Below are 16178 nucleotides of genomic sequence, written 5' to 3'. Positions count from 1 at the left end.
TCTTAGACCTTAAAAGAGTTGACGGCATTGACGACATGTGCGCGTTCATTCTCATTTAAATACGGAGACATTGGCAATGACAAGACTTCATTCTGCAGCTGTTCCGTGAGAGGCAAACTGAGGTGGTTAAACTCGCTGTACGCTTGCTGCTTATGGGGCGCTATCGGATAATGAACTTGAGTCTGAATACCTTGGTCAGAGAGGTGCTTAGCCAGCGCGTCTCGGTGCTTACAACGAACGACAAACAGATGCCAAACATGAGCTTCTTTGTTAGCAACACAAGGCAGTCCGATTAATGGATTGGAGATCTCTCTCAAGTAGTAATCGGCCAATTCTTGACGCGCCTTTGTTTGCTCCGGTAAATAGCGCAATTTGACGGAGAGCAGCGCCGATTGCATTTCATCAAGTCGACTATTTAAACCTTGGTATAAGTTTTGGTATTTAACATGTGAACCGTAATTACGTAATGCACGCAGCGTTACGGCTAACTCGTCATCATTCGTGGTAATTGCACCACCGTCACCTAAAGCTCCTAAGTTTTTACCTGGGTAGAAGCTAAAACCAGAGGCATCTCCCCAAGCCCCTGACTTTTTGCCGGCTAAGATCGCACCATGTGATTGAGCGCTATCCTCAAGCACAAGTAAATCGTATCTAGCGGCCAGATCCATAACTGCTGGCATATCAGTGAGCTGACCATACAAATGCACGGGCAAAATAACTTTGGTTTTTTCAGTAATGGCCGCTTCAATGGCTTTTGGACAAAGGTTATAAGTCTGTGCATCGGGTTCGACAAATACTGGCGTTAGTTCTGCCTCAGTAATCGCTAACACCGAAGCAATGTAAGTGTTCCCCGGAACAATGACTTCATCGCCCTTGCAGACTTTACCTAGCTCTCGCCATGCTTTTAAAGTGAGTGTTAGTGCATCTAGGCCGTTAGCAACACCAATACAATGCTTCACACCACAATAGTCCGCAAATTCCTGTTCAAATTGTGCGGTTTCTTTGCCGAGAATATACCAACCCGACTCAATAACTCGCACGCATGCCTGCTTTAATTGCTCTTCGTACTGAGCGTTTAAGCGTCTTAGCTCTAAAAAATTAATCATTCTTTTTCTCTATGTAACGAACTATTTTTGCCGGACTGCCCATAACCACTGCACGATCGGGAACGGAGTGAGTCACGATACTGCCCGCTCCGATCATGGCATATTTGCCAATCGTAAGACCTGGTAGGATTGTCGCATTCGCTCCAATTGAAGCGCCTGACATTATTTTTGTTTTAGGGTATTCACTAACCCATTCTTTTGAGCGAGGAAATTTGTCATTAGTGAATACGGCAGAGGGACCAATAAATACATCATTTTCTATTTCAATCCCATCCCAAAGATAAACTCCGCATTTCACTGTAACTCGATCGCCCAGTACTACGTCATTTTCGATAAACGTGTGCGCACAAATATTACAGTCTCGACCAATTTTTGCACCAGCTAGCACGACCGCGAATTGCCATATGGACGTCCCCTCTCCTATATTAGAAGAGGCAACATCACTGAGAGGATGAATTAGCACGATTCGCCTCCTGCTTAAACATTTCATAATCACGGATATAATCCGCTTCATCGTAAAGCTCACTCGCTATAACCATCAGCACACAATCTTCTGAAAAATTATGCATTTCACGCCATATCAGACCTTTCATATGCAGACCTTCATCTGGTGAAGATAAGGTTTTCGTCTCTTGTTTAACACCATTGTCGAGTCGAAATGTCACGCTACCTTTAAGGCAAATTACCATCTGTTCAAGGTTGTAATGCGCATGGTAACCACGAGAAACGCCTAGTTTAGTACCAAAAATATAGTAAATACGCTTGATATCAAAAGGAACATCTACCCCTTGCTCTAAAGCAATCAAGGAACCTCTTTCATCACCTTTGATAGGAAAATTAAGCACTGATATATTTTTCATTTTAATGTTTATCCATTACTCTGTTCATTACCGCTAAGTCATAAAATGCCAACGGAAACCACAGGCAAACTCAATCTATCAACCATATAAAGATAATTAATTATTCAAACCATCGTAAGGCTAGATTGATAACAATATCGCTTGGGGAAAAAAGCTAGCAGAGGCATCTTTACCAGACAATACTGGCTCTCCTGCGTGTTCTAATGGCCAATCGATGCCGATATCCGGATCATTCCATGAGATGCACTGTTCTGCCTGAGGATTGTAGTAGTCGGTGCATTTATACACAAATTCAGCTTCATCGCTGGTTACATAAAAACCGTGGGCAAAGCCCTCTGGGATCCAAAGTTGACGTTTGTTTTCTGCAGAGAGGTAAGTTCCTACCCACTGACCAAATGTTGGTGAGTTTATCCGAATATCCACCGCTACATCAAACACTTCACCAGAAACCACACGCACTAGTTTGCCCTGGGTGTTTTGCGTCTGATAATGCAGACCTCGCAGAATGCCTTTTTTTGACTTTGAGTGATTATCTTGTACAAATCGGGTGTTTTTTCCTGTTACAAGCTCTTCAAATTGCTTCTGATTCCACGTTTCCATGAAAAAACCACGCTCATCACCAAAAACAGAAGGCTCAATAATTTTCACTTCAGGGATCTTAGTATCAACCACTTTCATATTATTGTTCCATATAGATATCGAGTTGTTTTAAAACACTTTTCCAACTTTTAGGCCCTAATTTCAAATGCGTCTCGATTTTTCGGTTACTCAGCCTAGAATTGTTCGGCCTTTTCGCTGCAGTTGGGTATTCAAACGTGCTTAATGGTTTTAATAGTACCTCTTTCTTTATCACCCCTTGTTTATAAGCGAGTGAAAATATCTCTTGAGCAAACTCAAACCAGCTTACATAAGGCTCACCAGAAAAGTGGTAGATGCCATAATCCAAAACGTCATTGCGCTCCAAATGTTCTATAAGTTGTGAGATCACTAAGGAGATATCACCAGCATAGGTTGGCCCTCCAAATTGATCTGCCACAACTCCTAACTGCTCTCGCTCTCTTCCAAGCTTCAACATCGTTTTAACAAAATTACTTCCAAACTCTGAAAATACCCATGATGTACGGAGGATGTAGTATTGAGAACAACAACTTTGTACTGCTTTTTCACCCGCTAACTTGCTCATTCCATATACATTGCATGGGTCAGGGCGATCCTGCTCAACGTAGGAGGTTTGTTTATTGCCATTAAAAACATAATCGGTTGATATATGTATCAAGGTGCTACCATATTTATGACAGGCTTTGGCTAGCAGCTTCGGCCCTTGTTCATTGGCCAAATATGCAACTTTTGGATCACTTTCTGCTTTATCCACGGCAGTGTAGGCTGCCGTATTGATAACAATATCAGGCTTGAGTGAGGAAAAGATCTCTTCAACACTTCGTCCATCACAAATATCAAGCTGTTCGCGATTGAGTGGGAAAACCTCAGTCCTCCCATTGAGCTGCCTAACCAAGCATTGACCTAGTTGCCCATCAGATCCAGTAATCACGACTCTCATACTGAGGCTCTCTCTTTAATAAGCGCGAGAAGATACTGACCATAATCGTTTTTTAGCATCACTTTAGCTAAAGCAACCAACTCTTTGTCACTCAGCCAACCTCTTCGCCAGGCAATCTCTTCTAAACAAGCGACCTTCAGACCCTGAACATTTTCTATCGTTTCAACAAAAGAAGAAGCTTCGTGCAAACTGGCATGCGTGCCTGTATCAAGCCAAGCAAAACCTCGCCCTAGCAGCTCGACATTTAAGTTCTTTTGCTCAAGATACATCTGATTCAAGGTCGTGATTTCTAGTTCTCCACGCGCAGAGGGTTTCACCTGCTTGGCCATTTCAATTACTTGGTTGTCATAGAAATAGAGTCCAGTCACTGCGTAGTTTGATTTGGGCTCTTTGGGCTTTTCTTCTATTGAAATCGCCTGCATATTAGCATCAAACGCCACCACGCCGAAACGCTCTGGATCTTTGACCTGATAACCAAACACCGTCGCACCTTGGCCATTTTCCGCTCTTTCTACCGCATGCTTGAGTTTAGGCGTAAAACCTTGTCCGTAGAAAATATTGTCTCCTAGCACTAAACACACAGAATCTGAGCCGATAAACTCTTCACCAATGATAAAGGCTTGCGCTAAACCATCGGGAGAAGGTTGTACCGCATAGTGCAGTGTGATGCCAAAATCAGAGCCATCGCCAAGCAGGCGCTGAAAACTCGCTTGATCTTCGGGAGTGGTGATGACAAGGATCTCGCGAATACCCGCTAGCATCAGCACCGACAACGGGTAGTAAATCATTGGTTTATCGTAAACGGGTAACAACTGCTTAGAGACGCCGCGCGTAATCGGGTACAAACGAGTACCAGAGCCACCAGCAAGAATAATACCTTTCATTGAAAATAGGTCCTAGATTTCTAGGTCCTAGGCCCTAGACAAGAGCAAGGGCATAGAACCTGCAATTTAAATATCCAAGTTAGTTTGTGCCAAGACGTTCACGAGAATAGGAACTGTCTAATACTCGAGACCACCATGCTTGATTGTTTAGATACCATTCAACGGTTTTACGAATACCGGATTCAAAGGTCTCTGCTGGTTTCCAACCAAGTTCACGTTCAATTTTACTTGCGTCAATCGCGTAGCGCACATCATGACCTGGGCGATCTTTAACGTAAGTGATAAGAGAGTCGTAAGACGTAACGCCAGCAGGTTTCTCGGGGCGGTACCCTTCAAGTAACGCGCAAATGGTTTTCACCACTTCGATATTTGCTTTTTCGTTGTGACCGCCGATATTGTACGTCTCACCTACATCGCCTTCAGTCACCACTTTGTAAAGTGCGCGTGCATGATCCTCAACAAACAGCCAGTCGCGAATTTGCATACCATCCCCGTAAACAGGTAATGGTTTGCCATCGAGCGCATTCAAAATCATTAGCGGGATGAGTTTCTCTGGGAAGTGGTACGGGCCATAGTTGTTGGAGCAGTTGGTCACTATCGTGGGTAAACCATAGGTGCGTTGCCAAGCTCTTACTAAGTGATCACTAGAAGCTTTCGACGCAGAATAAGGGCTACTCGGCGTATAAGCGGTGGTTTCAGTGAACAGATCATCAGTGCCTTCCAGATCGCCGTACACTTCATCGGTTGAGATATGATGGAAACGAAAGCGCGCTTTAGCGCTTTCTTCTAAAGTCAGCCAATACGCACGTGCTGCTTCCAAAAGATTGTAGGTACCCACAATATTGGTTTGGATAAAAGCCGCGGGGCCATCAATTGAGCGGTCAACGTGCGATTCCGCCGCCAGATGCATCACGGCATCAGGCGCGTGATGAGCGAAGACGCGTTCCAGCTCCGCACCGTCACAAATATCCACCTTTTCAAAGGTATAACGTGGATTGTCAACTACGTCGGCGAGCGATTCAAGATTGCCCGCATAGGTCAGTTTGTCTAAATTAATTACGCTATCTTGCGTGTGATTAATAATATGCCTAACGACCGCAGAGCCGATAAAACCTGCGCCACCTGTGACTAATATTTTCATTGATGTTCCTTTAACGTATCAATACCTTGCTCAGCCCATGAGCGTTTATGCTCCATGGTATCGAGGAATAACTCATAATTTGGCGATGTACGGCTGAGCCAAGGGTGATAAATGTGCAGCTGAATGGCCAGCCCTTTCAATACTCTTGTGCTGATACCGACCAAGCCTAATCGGTAATCAAGATCGGTATCCTCGCCAACGGCTGGTGCTTCATAACGCATATCAAAGCCATTGACTTTGATTAAATCGTTTTTATACAGCGAAAAGTTACAACCTAAAATGCCCGCTGGCTTGAAACCGCCAATCAACTTCTGTTGCCAAGCATAGGGTAACCGGATCCCTTTCTCAACATGACGCCCTCTATTGCTACGCCCTTTTGTGGCAGCATCAGGTGAGGTAAACAAGTACTGACGGAATATTTGCCATTTATACTGGCTGAAAAACGTTTCTGGGCTTGCACTGCCCTGCATTAAGGGGGTAAACGGCTCCGGCAGTTCGACCCGGCGACCACTAAGGACACGGCCTCGCTGTGCATGATTGACATGATCTTCAATGAAGTGCTTTTGCGGAATGCAGTCACCATCAATAAAGATTAAGTACTCAGACTCCGCCGCGAGCACCGCGTGATTTAATATGCGGTTTTTCCGAAAGCCTTTATCTTCGTGCCAGACTGTTTTAAGCGGGAAAGGAAGTTGGCTCTTTTTTTCTTCAATCCAATCAACGGCATCCTGTTTGGATCCATCATCGGCAATCACCACCTCAAAATCCATACACGATTGAGCCGAGAGTGCCTTCAAGATCAAACCAAGCGCCTGAGTGTTATTATAAAAGGCGATTATTAGCGAGGCTTTAATGGTCATAACTTATCTTTTACTTACTAAACCGACTAATCTGCTCTAGCGCTTGCTGCAGATAAGTAAAGTTAGGTTGTTGATCTTTCAATTGGCGGTTGGTTTTGTCCATAAATTGGTATTGGCCACCGCCACCCACTTCGAGAATGTTGTCATTGGTAATGATGGCATAGCCACTGTAGTTAGAGGAAATGATCCAATCACGTTTTACCGCTTTGCCCAACAAATCTTCGCCGACTGAGTAATCTTTAACGTCGTTGGTAACGCCGAGATAGTGCTTCATCAAGGTAGGCACTACATCTTGGTGACTGGTTAGCGCCTCGGAGCTCCACTGCATGTTTTCAGCATCAACACCGGGGCCAAATATCGCAAACGGCACGTTGACCTGTGCATCGGTGAAGTTACTGTTGTGGCCCCAGAAGTTGAGCTTGTTGTCGTTCATCTCTTGTCCGTGGTCACCAGTAATGATCACGAGCGTATTGTCCAGATCGCCACTCTCTTTGAGTTTATCGAGCACTTTGGCCGCCATTGAATCGACATAACGAACGCTGGTTTTATAACGATTGAAGAAAGGTGCAGGATCCGTGTCGTTATTTAGCTTGAGGTAGTTAACCTCTTTCAGCATCGGCTCATATTTCGGTTCGAAATTGGGCGGGAAATCATAGCCATGTGGCGCATCGTAAAACAGGAAAGAGAACGTTGGCTTAGATTTATCACGTTGATCATACCAAGCTAACCAATCTTGGGTTAAGTCGGCATCTAACTCGGATGGACGGTTGCCTTTTGAGCCAATACGCAGGTTTTCCACTTTGGTAAAAACCGTTTGATTGAACTCTGGTGTACGCAGCTGCGCGGCAGTAAAGATACCAAGCTGATAATCCATCGCTTGCAGACGGTCAATTAGAACCGGACTTTGCTGGTTGGCTAAAAAGCCATGCCAGTACGTTCCCGGCACTCCGTAAAATAGCCCAAAAATCCCCGTACGGGTCGCATTCCCCGTGGAGATATGGTTATTGAACACCACACCCGCTTGAGCATATTTCCACATATTAGGGGTGTTTTCCGCGTTAAAGGTGTCTGCACGCCATGAATCGACCACCAGCAGCATGATGTTAACTGGCTTTTCGACTGGCTGAGTTTGCAGCGGTGCTAAAGGATAGTTGAGATCATTTTTACGCTTAAAAGCCAATGCCTTCTGCCTTTCCAACGCTTCTTCATCCACCCAGCCACGTTTACGCATAAATTTATCCGCCGTGGCAGGATAGAACAGCGGCAGGTAGCGTTTGACTGTCGTCACAGGCTGGTAGGCATGCGCGGCCGCCCAAATATGAATAGCATTGGTGGCAAGTAATGCCACGAAGGTCAAAAGCGCGAACTTACGCCCTAACTTCAGCTTGCGCACTGGCGCGCCAGCTTCTAGCCAGCGAATTAACCACCACTGCGCCGCTAGCAGAATTACGACACCACCTATCACCATCAGCCAAGTGCTCAATGGAAAACTGACAATCTGCCCTGACATCACCAGTTCAAGCACCACGGCATTGATATGGAATCGGTATTGCGCAAAGACGATGGTATCAATAAACAGCGTCGCGACGCCGAGTGAGGCAATCAAAGCTTGAGTACCATTGCGCAGTGATTGAGGTAGTAGCAGCGCTGGAATGGCAAGCAGACCAATCAACGCGGCAAGCAGTGTCATTTGCCCCCAAGTGCCCGCGAGAATAAAGGTGATGCCTAACGGATCGCCCGGAAACTCAGGTAAAAACGCGAAGAAACGGCTGGCGATGAGCATGAGCACTAGGGCGTTAATCAGAATAAACCAGCCGTGAGCATGCAGCTTTTGTTTGAAGGACATTGACTATTTCCTGAAACGTAATAATAAGTTATTGGATGCTTTGATAGCCTTGTAGCAAAGCTTGAAAGTCATCACCGTGCCAGTGAATGTTTCGTTTCACTAACTCTTTGTTAAATGAGCGTAGTAAGCGCGCTAAATTCGCTTGTTTCCACGCTTCTCCCGGCTGTGAAAAGCACTTATCAAAATCGATAATCCATACCTTTTGCTGATCATCCAACAGAATATTATGGATGTTCAGATCGGTATGATTGACGCCCACTTGGTGCATCTTGGCAATTTCGATCCCAATTTGATGATAAAGCTCCGCACTCAAGTGAGAAGAGTGTAAAACTGCAACTAAGTCTTGCGCGTTAGCAATTCGTTCACTAAGCAAATCCGCTTGATAAAACGGCCCTTTTTTTACCGCGCGAGCGGCAATCGGCCGAGGAACATTGACGCCCGCCGTGCGCAGTTGGCTCAGAAGCTCAAACTCGGCCACACTGCGAGTCTTATCCCAACCCGTGAACCAGTAGCGATCTTTAACCAACTTACCAAATAGGCCACCACGGCGGTAATGGCGCAGTGCGGCCTGTCTATCATCTAGCTGCACAAACCACGTGGTGCCGCGGCCAAAAGCGCTCCCCAGTACAAGGTTGTTTTGCTGCCAATAGTCTGCATCAAATAGTGGTAGAGTCGGGTCGGCGACCATCTCTGCGTCATAACAGAGATAGGCATCGCCAATTTGCTTGCGTTGTATCATGCTCACCACCAGTGGTAACTGCCGATGATGTACAACCAAGTGAATCCGGCAAACGTCAGCGCGACTAAAACGGCCGCCGAGCCGATATCTTTTGCCCGGCCACTTAGTTCATGATGTTCCACACCTATGCGGTCAACGACAGCTTCAACAGCGGAATTCAGCAGCTCAACAATTAATACCAGCACTACTACTGCCAGCATGGTAATGCGCTCAAGCATAGTGACATCCAGCCAGCAAACCAACACAATTGCCGCCAGTAGCAAGGCCGATTCTTGACGTACCGCCGCTTCGTGTTTAAACGCTGCTTTCAATCCTTGAATCGAATAGCCTGTCGCTTTAATAATGCGTTTTAGCCCCGTATTTCCCGGTTTGCCGAGATTTTCCTGAGTCATAAAGGTGCAGCCTTATAATCTATTTGCGCTTTTAAAAGAGGCTTATTTTACATTTATCTCGGGTATCTGCATAATTTAGCCAGATTTTTTTGTGAGCTTTGATTATGCCGCTGTTTAGCCAAGCCCCAGATTCTGTTTGTTTCCTAAGATTATCCGCTATCGGCGATGTTTGTCATGCGGTGGCTGCCGTACAAGCCTTGCAGCGTCACTGGCCAGAAACCAAAGTGACTTGGATTATCGGCAAAGTCGAAGCGCAGCTTTTGCAAGGACTTGAAGGCGTTGAGCTGATTGTGTTTGACAAAAAGCAAGGCCTTAAAGGGATGCAGGCGGTGTGGGCGCAATTGCAAGGGCGCCGTTTCGATGCGCTGGTCCATATGCAGCTCGCCTTGCGCGCTAGCCTGTTAACCTTGGGCATTAAGGCGCGCTATAAAGTAGGGTTTCACTTGAAACGCGCTAAAGAAGGCCAGTGGTTGTTTACTAATCGTAAGATTGCCGACACCGATTCCGCCCACGTGTTGGATAGCTTCTACTCGTTTATTGAGTATTTGGGCGTTCCGCGCTCACTTCCTCAGTGGAATCTGCCGATTAGCGCCGCGGATCATCAGTTTGCCAGCGACGCGCTGGGCGATAAACCGACCTTGGTTATCTCGCCAGCCGCGAGTAAAGATGAGCGCAACTGGTTGAGTGAACGATACGCCGCTCTCGCCGACTACGCCTATACGCGCGGTTATCAAGTGGCGATTTGTGGCTCTCCAGCAGAACGTGAAAAACGCCTCGCAGATGAGATTATTCGTCAAATGTCGCACCCTGCGCTCAACTTGGTTGGTCAAACCAACTTAAAACAGCTCACCGCACTGTTAGCCAAAGCAAGCTTGGTGGTGGCCCCCGATTCCGGCCCAGCGCATATCGCCACCACTCAAGGCACGCCAGTGATTGGCCTTTATGGCCACAGCAACCCCAAGCGAACTGGCCCTTACAACAATTTAGCGCAGGTGGTCAGCGTGTATGAATCTTTCGCCGAGCAACAATACGGCAAACCTGCGGCGCAACTGGCGTGGAGTACCCGCGTGAAAGGTAAGCACATAATGCAACAAATCACCTTGGATGCCGTGAAAACCGCATTCGATAGGCTCATTCAAGATTACAATCCCAAAGGTAGGCAAGATGTCTGATTTTCCGGCCAAGGCCACAAGCAAACCGACGTTGGCCGTTGCGCTGATCGTCAAAAACGAAGCGTCTAATCTGGATGCCTGCTTAAAAACCGTCGAAGGCTGGGTGGATGAAATTGTCATTCTCGATTCAGGCAGCAGCGACGAAACCGAAGCGATTGCCAGAAAGTACACCGATAAATTCTTCGTCAACACAGCGTGGCCAGGTTTTGGCCCACAACGTCGCTTGGCGCAGGAGTACGTTGAATCAGATTACGTGCTTTGGCTGGATGCCGATGAGCGCGTCACGCCAGAACTAAAGGCAAGTATTCTGCTGGTTCTGCAGACCGCTCAGCAAAACTCCGTATTCAAACTGGTCAGACTCAATTACTTTCTCGGCAAAGCGATCCGTCATTGCGGCTGGTATCCTGAGTACGTGGTGCGCATGCATCATACTCAATTCACTACATACAACGACAATCTCGTGCATGAGAAGATCGTTATTCCTCAAGATTCACACATCGCCTCTTTAAAAGGCGATCTTATCCATTACCCTTATAAGAACATCAAACATTATCTAGCGAAGTCTTCTTCTTATGGTGAAATTTGGAGCGAAGAAAAAGCGTTGAAAGGCAAGCGTTCATCGGTTGGCAAAGCGATCACGCACTCACTTAGTGCCTTTATTAAAATGTATGTCGTAAAGCGTGGTTTTCTGGATGGAAAAGAAGGACTGATTTTGTCCCTCCTCTCCTCCTACTCGGTACTGGTAAAATATTTGTACTTATTTGAACATCAGCGGTCCAGCTCCCGAGAATAGAGCGCTTCATATTGCTCAGCCATTTTTTCAACTGAGAAGTCCATTTTATAGTGAGATACGTTTTTCTTCATTTGCCAGAATGTATCTCTGTTTCGATAAAGATGGAGTAGCTGGTGCGCCATTATTTTAGGTTCGGCATTGGGAATGATATAGCCGGTTTCTCCATCCACCACAATTTCCGGAATGCCTCCGGCATCACTTGTGATCACTGGAATGTCAAATTGATAGGCCTCTAAAATCGACGAGCCTAATCCTTCACTGCGTGATGGATGAATCAGAACATCTGTTTGCTTGAAAATGGAGGCCATATTGGGTGTAAATCCCCAAAAAGTGATGTTATCTAACCCCTTTGCAGACTCGAGTAGATTTTGATGTTCCGGCCCTGAACCCACTATCACAAAGTGAATATCAGGATTTACCAAAGAGACGATCTTAGCCGCTTCAATCGTCGCCTCTACATTTTTCAGTTTGATCAGGCTGCCGACTTGTGCCACTAAAAAATCGCCTGGTAATCGCTTAATTTGCTCTTCTTCCTCAATTGAACATGGGAAGCTTGAAAAACTGTCATGGATAACAAATCGATTGAGATTTAAATCCCAAATATTACTAAGAACTTTTTGACTAATACCGACAATCGCAGAGGCTTTACGATAGCTAGAAAGAGAAAAAGAGCCTTTTACTTTTTTATCTACCCTTCTTGTTACTATATATTTCTTTCCGGTTAACGCTGACACCAAACGAGCAATGTGCACACCTCTACCATCATGCGCATGCAATATTACTTTATCATTCTTAAAAGCAATATTTAACATTTCAAAAAATTTTACAATTGATAAGCCACACTTTTTAATTTCGTTATAAAATGGCTTACCTTTCTTTGCAAATACATAGTGGCGATAATTTATGGCATTCTTAATCAGGTTAAGAGTTTGTACTTCACCACCACCAAAACCAGAAGCCATATTTATATGAATAATGATAGATTCAGACATAACAAAAACCTTAACCAATGATAAACATAAAGACTATACACGATCTGATGGAACAGCGGCTACTTAAAAGCTATCGCTATAATTAAAAAACTCAAAATATCTTTTACGCTCTCTTTCAAATACGGAGAATAAATATTACATTCGATCTCTTAACGTAATTTTCATTGGTTTTGCAATAGTTTTTGACTACTATGCGAGGATAAAAACAAACGGATGCCATACTATGAATCTCAAACGCATTTCTCGAGTTATCTATCCAGGCACATTTGACCCTATCACCAATGGCCATTTGGATCTGGTGGAACGGGCGGCAAAAATGTTTGACGAAGTGATCATCGCGGTGGCCGCCAGCCCAAGTAAAAACACCATGTTTACCTTAGACGAGCGAGTGGACTTTGCCCGTCAGGTCACAAGCCATCTCGACAATGTCACCACACAGGGATTTACTGGTCTGATGGTCGACTTTGCTCGTGACGTCGACGCCAACGTGCTCATCCGCGGTTTGCGCACTACGGTCGATTTCGAGTATGAATTTGGCCTGACCAATATGTACCGTCGTCTGTTACCCGGCCTAGAAAGCGTGTTTCTCACCCCTTCGGAAGAGCACGCCTTTATCTCCTCGACTATCGTGCGAGAAGTGGCGATCCATGGCGGCGATGTGACTCAGTTCGTGCCTGAGATTGTTGCAAAAGCACTGCATCAGAAAAAGAAAGTCTGAATAACGCAAGCGCTGTCAACGAGTAAAATATCCCATTGCTTAACACAATGGGCGTCATCACTACTTTTGCGTCACCTGATAGCGCAAATACGCATTCATCAACTGACGATACTCTTTGGCCCATTCTGGATCTGGGTTAACACGGGTTTCTGTCTGCGACAGCAAACCATCCGCCCACGGATACAACACGTCTGGCTGACCAGTGCTGTACGCACCTTGCGAAGTGATCACTCGCGATGCGTTAAAGCCAATGTTACTCACCTCCTGGCTGGAGAGCAGATTCTCGCCTCCCAAAGAAATATAGCTCTGCCCAGAAAGGCTTAAGCTGTAAAGCGTTGGGAAAATATCACGGTGTGAACCCATTCGACTCGCATCGTAGTGGAAATCGACCTGAGTTAAGATCGATTGCGGAGCATAGAGATAAAACGGCACACCAAAGGTTAAGCCAAACTCATCTTCACGTTCTGTGGATAAATAGCGTACTCGATGATCACCCGAGGCGGCGATGATGGTCTTATCAGCAAGGGGAGAAGCCTTGATCCCTTGGACAAATTGCCCTAATGCATCGTTGGCATATTGGTATGCTTGTAACAGCTTTTCACCTTGATCCGCCATTGGGCCAAGCAGCGCAGCTAACCGTTCACTAACGTGAACTGGTTTAGGCTGATAATAGTCGGGCGCACGAAACGGCGAATGATTGGTTACCGTCATAATGTAGATCAGCGTCGGCTGTGTCGCTTCATCTAACAACTTACGGGCGAACTTAAAAGTGAATTCATCCGGCACGCCCCACGTATCGGCGTATTTACCTGCCTCTGGAAAGACATTTTTAATGCTATTTTCATCGTAAACTTGATCAAACCCCTGCACTGGCAGGTAATTAGATAAGTTGCGCCACATGCTGTTGCCACCATAGATAAACACCACACGATAACCTGCACGTTTGTAAGGCAGCACCGCTGAAGAGGGCAAAGCCACTTTTTGCGCGCTGGAGTGGCTGATGGTCGGCACATCGCTGTGCAGCAACATCATCACTATGCTGTCAATGGTCGCCGATGTCCCTGCCATAAAACGCTTGAAGACAAAATCTTGCGCAAAACCTTCACGCAACGCGCCAAGCAAATCGTTGTTTTGTGCATCGTCTTCAATCAGCACGTTGCTGCCCATGCCTTCCATCAACGCCATCACCACATGCGGCGGATTTTCTGCTAAATAACGGTTCTCTGGAGTGCGATACTCTGGGGTCGGTTGACCGAGCACTTTCAACATTTGCGCTTGCAACTCTTCGACTGAAATCGGCTCGAATTTCGACTGTTTTTTATAATCGCTTTTGGCCCAATCGAGTGCCATAAAGGCGTTCGGCGTGATGATATTAAGCACCTTGTATTCCGACACATTGGCGTGATAACGCTTTAGCGGTAAGGTACCGAGCGAACCGCGCGCAACGATCACGTATACTAGGATGGTCGCGAAGACAGAAAGTGTCGCCACGCTCCAATGCCGAGCAGAGCCACACCACTGCTTGGCGCGCGCCGCCAACCAAGCTGCGCCCTGATAGGCCAACCATGCCAGCGCAACTGAGATAAAGAAAGAGCGTAAAATCGGATAATCTTGCCAAGCATTCACCAATACGGCGTGAGTGTCATCGTCAAACAAGCCAAAGGCAAACACATCAATGTAGTTGCCATAAGTAACGTAGTAGTAATAGTTACCTATCGAAAAGGCGGTAAGGAGGAAGAAAATGAGCCCAACATAACTTGGCAAAAGCTTACGCCACCAGCAGAAGAGGCGGTGTGATGCCGCCATCACGAGTCCAGACAAAAGTAGCGGAGCGAACGCTAAAGCAATCACCTTGGCATCAAAACGCAGGCCAACATAAAAAGCGCGCCACACATCTTGGCTGAGAGCAGGCAAACGGGCCAAATCCGCCGCGAGTAAAAGAAAACAGCCACGCGAGATGCTCATCAGCATTAACGCGGCCAAAAACACAATCAATAAAATTCGCAGTAGCTGTCGAAACTGCTGTTGAAAGCCCATATTCCAAGAGATCCGCTGATGATAAAAACTGCGCGGAATGATAGCACGATGCGCTAAACTCCGTTCGAAAAAATCCTTATCTCACTAGAGAGCGGCGATTGCCATCGCAGGCTATTGTTGGCACTGATTGCAGAAAAAAGTATTGCGCTGGCCGATTTTCTGTTCTTGAATCGCTTCCCCGCACACTGGACACGCTTCCCCTGCTTTGCCATACACTTGCAACTCTTGGGCAAAGTAACCCGGTTTACCATCGGCTTGGGCAAAATCTTTGAGTGTTGTGCCACCTTGGCCAATCGCTGTGGTTAAGGTCTGCTTAATATGAGCGACCAAGCTTTGCCACTCCGCGGCGCAGAGCGACATCGCCGCCCGCGTTGGCAGGATCCGTGAATGAAACAGTGATTCACTGGCGTAAATGTTCCCCACGCCCACCACGATTTTATTGTCCATAATAAACTGCTTCACCGCCACGCGCTTACCTAGCGCCTTTTGCTGCATATACTCGGCGTGAAAATCATCGGTGAGCGGTTCTGGCCCCAACTTATCTAAAACCTCATGTGACTGACCCGGCTCGACATACAGCCAAGCGCCGAAGCGCCGCGGATCGTTGTAGCGCAGCACTTTGCCATTTGTCAGTAGCAGATCGACGTGATCGTGTTTGCCCGCGGGGAGTTCTGCATCCAAAACGCGCAGTGAACCCGACATGCCTAAATGGACAATCGCTGTGCCTGCTGCGGTCTCAATCAGCAGGTATTTGGCACGGCGCTTAATGGCGTCAATCACTTGCCCTTCCAGCCGCTTTAATTCTAGTGGAATGTCCCAACGCAATTTGGCGGTACGAAAAGTGAAACGGCGAATGGTTTGCTGATTTAAATGCGGGGTAATCCCCATTCTGCTGACTTCAACTTCAGGTAGTTCAGGCATGGTGGCTCCAAGATAAGGGCGGTTGCTAGGTGCTAGAGCACCGATCAGTTTAAAAAACATACAGTGACTTTAGCCCCAAAACATGATCAAATACACAGTATTGTTAACTCATGAACTGATTGATTATGTCTAATTCTAGAAACTGGGCACCACCTACTG

Annotated in this window: 17 protein-coding genes; 3 read left to right on the top strand and 14 right to left on the bottom strand. The window is 46.4% G+C overall.

What is annotated here, in order from left to right:
* Positions 1 to 2: 2 nt before the first annotated feature.
* The 11 genes from UF06_RS04465 to UF06_RS04415 all read right to left on the bottom strand — a co-directional run bounded on the left by UF06_RS04465 (position 3) and on the right by UF06_RS04415 (position 9386).
* Complete coding sequence (locus UF06_RS04465; RefSeq protein ID WP_045569368.1) at positions 3 to 1106, bottom strand: DegT/DnrJ/EryC1/StrS family aminotransferase; 1104 nt, start codon at positions 1104 to 1106, stop codon at positions 3 to 5.
* Complete coding sequence (locus UF06_RS04460) at positions 1099 to 1569, bottom strand: acyltransferase (RefSeq protein ID WP_045569367.1); 471 nt, start codon at positions 1567 to 1569, stop codon at positions 1099 to 1101. Before UF06_RS04460 ends, UF06_RS04465 begins: the two co-directional genes overlap by 8 nt.
* The gene (locus UF06_RS04455) at positions 1547 to 1966 is read right to left on the bottom strand and encodes an FdtA/QdtA family cupin domain-containing protein (protein ID WP_045569366.1); all 420 of its coding nucleotides are present in this window, start codon (positions 1964 to 1966) and stop codon (positions 1547 to 1549) included. The genes UF06_RS04460 and UF06_RS04455 overlap by 23 nt, the downstream gene beginning before the upstream one ends.
* 120 nt (positions 1967 to 2086) lie before the next feature.
* Complete coding sequence (gene rfbC, locus UF06_RS04450) at positions 2087 to 2644, bottom strand: dTDP-4-dehydrorhamnose 3,5-epimerase (protein WP_045569365.1); 558 nt, start codon at positions 2642 to 2644, stop codon at positions 2087 to 2089.
* 1 nt (position 2645) lies between these two features.
* Entirely contained in the window at positions 2646 to 3524 is an 879-nt protein-coding gene (rfbD, locus tag UF06_RS04445; protein ID WP_045569364.1) for a dTDP-4-dehydrorhamnose reductase, read from the bottom strand.
* Positions 3521 to 4408 (bottom strand): glucose-1-phosphate thymidylyltransferase RfbA, encoded by an 888-nt coding sequence (rfbA, locus tag UF06_RS04440; RefSeq protein WP_045569363.1) that lies wholly within the window; start codon positions 4406 to 4408, stop codon positions 3521 to 3523. The genes rfbD and rfbA overlap by 4 nt, the downstream gene beginning before the upstream one ends.
* 79 nt (positions 4409 to 4487) lie before the next feature.
* Positions 4488 to 5549, bottom strand: coding sequence for a dTDP-glucose 4,6-dehydratase (gene rfbB / locus UF06_RS04435; RefSeq protein ID WP_045569362.1), 1062 nt, complete (start codon positions 5547 to 5549; stop codon positions 4488 to 4490).
* Entirely contained in the window at positions 5546 to 6409 is an 864-nt protein-coding gene (locus UF06_RS04430; RefSeq protein WP_045569361.1) for a glycosyltransferase family 2 protein, read from the bottom strand. Before UF06_RS04430 ends, rfbB begins: the two co-directional genes overlap by 4 nt.
* A 10-nt stretch (positions 6410 to 6419) precedes the next feature.
* Positions 6420 to 8255, bottom strand: a complete 1836-nt coding sequence (locus UF06_RS04425) for a DUF3413 domain-containing protein (RefSeq protein ID WP_045569360.1) — start codon at positions 8253 to 8255, stop codon at positions 6420 to 6422.
* Positions 8256 to 8283: 28 nt separating this feature from the next.
* A complete protein-coding gene (locus UF06_RS04420; protein WP_045569359.1) occupies positions 8284 to 8994 on the bottom strand; it encodes a 3-deoxy-D-manno-octulosonic acid kinase in 711 nt (236 codons plus the stop codon).
* Between the two features lie 2 nt (positions 8995 to 8996).
* The gene (locus UF06_RS04415; RefSeq protein WP_039462185.1) at positions 8997 to 9386 is read right to left on the bottom strand and encodes a diacylglycerol kinase; all 390 of its coding nucleotides are present in this window, start codon (positions 9384 to 9386) and stop codon (positions 8997 to 8999) included.
* A gap of 104 nt (positions 9387 to 9490) precedes the next feature.
* Between UF06_RS04415 and UF06_RS04410 the strand changes: the two genes are divergently transcribed.
* Together UF06_RS04410 and UF06_RS04405 are read left to right on the top strand one after the other, a co-directional pair.
* Positions 9491 to 10558, top strand: a complete 1068-nt coding sequence (locus tag UF06_RS04410) for a glycosyltransferase family 9 protein (RefSeq protein WP_045569358.1) — start codon at positions 9491 to 9493, stop codon at positions 10556 to 10558.
* Positions 10551 to 11351 (top strand): glycosyltransferase family 2 protein, encoded by an 801-nt coding sequence (locus UF06_RS04405; RefSeq protein ID WP_045569357.1) that lies wholly within the window; start codon positions 10551 to 10553, stop codon positions 11349 to 11351. Before UF06_RS04410 ends, UF06_RS04405 begins: the two co-directional genes overlap by 8 nt.
* Here UF06_RS04405 and UF06_RS04400 read toward each other — a convergent pair.
* Positions 11327 to 12343, bottom strand: a complete 1017-nt coding sequence (locus tag UF06_RS04400; protein WP_045569356.1) for a glycosyltransferase family 4 protein — start codon at positions 12341 to 12343, stop codon at positions 11327 to 11329. The two genes, UF06_RS04405 and UF06_RS04400, sit on opposite strands and share 25 nt — an antisense overlap.
* A 223-nt stretch (positions 12344 to 12566) precedes the next feature.
* Here UF06_RS04400 and coaD point away from each other — a divergent pair, with 223 nt between their 5' ends.
* Complete coding sequence (gene coaD, locus UF06_RS04395) at positions 12567 to 13061, top strand: pantetheine-phosphate adenylyltransferase (RefSeq protein WP_045569355.1); 495 nt, start codon at positions 12567 to 12569, stop codon at positions 13059 to 13061.
* Positions 13062 to 13121: 60 nt separating this feature from the next.
* On the opposite strand, the gene UF06_RS04390 is transcribed toward coaD, so the two are convergent.
* Entirely contained in the window at positions 13122 to 15098 is a 1977-nt protein-coding gene (locus UF06_RS04390) for an LTA synthase family protein (protein ID WP_045569354.1), read from the bottom strand.
* Between the two features lie 111 nt (positions 15099 to 15209).
* Positions 15210 to 16019 (bottom strand): bifunctional DNA-formamidopyrimidine glycosylase/DNA-(apurinic or apyrimidinic site) lyase, encoded by an 810-nt coding sequence (mutM, locus tag UF06_RS04385; RefSeq protein WP_045569353.1) that lies wholly within the window; start codon positions 16017 to 16019, stop codon positions 15210 to 15212.
* Positions 16020 to 16178 lie beyond the last annotated feature (159 nt).

Source organism: Vibrio sp. S234-5, from assembly GCF_000960595.1.
Classification (GTDB): Bacteria; Pseudomonadota; Gammaproteobacteria; order Enterobacterales; family Vibrionaceae; genus Vibrio.
This window is presented reverse-complemented; position numbering and strand designations above follow the sequence as displayed.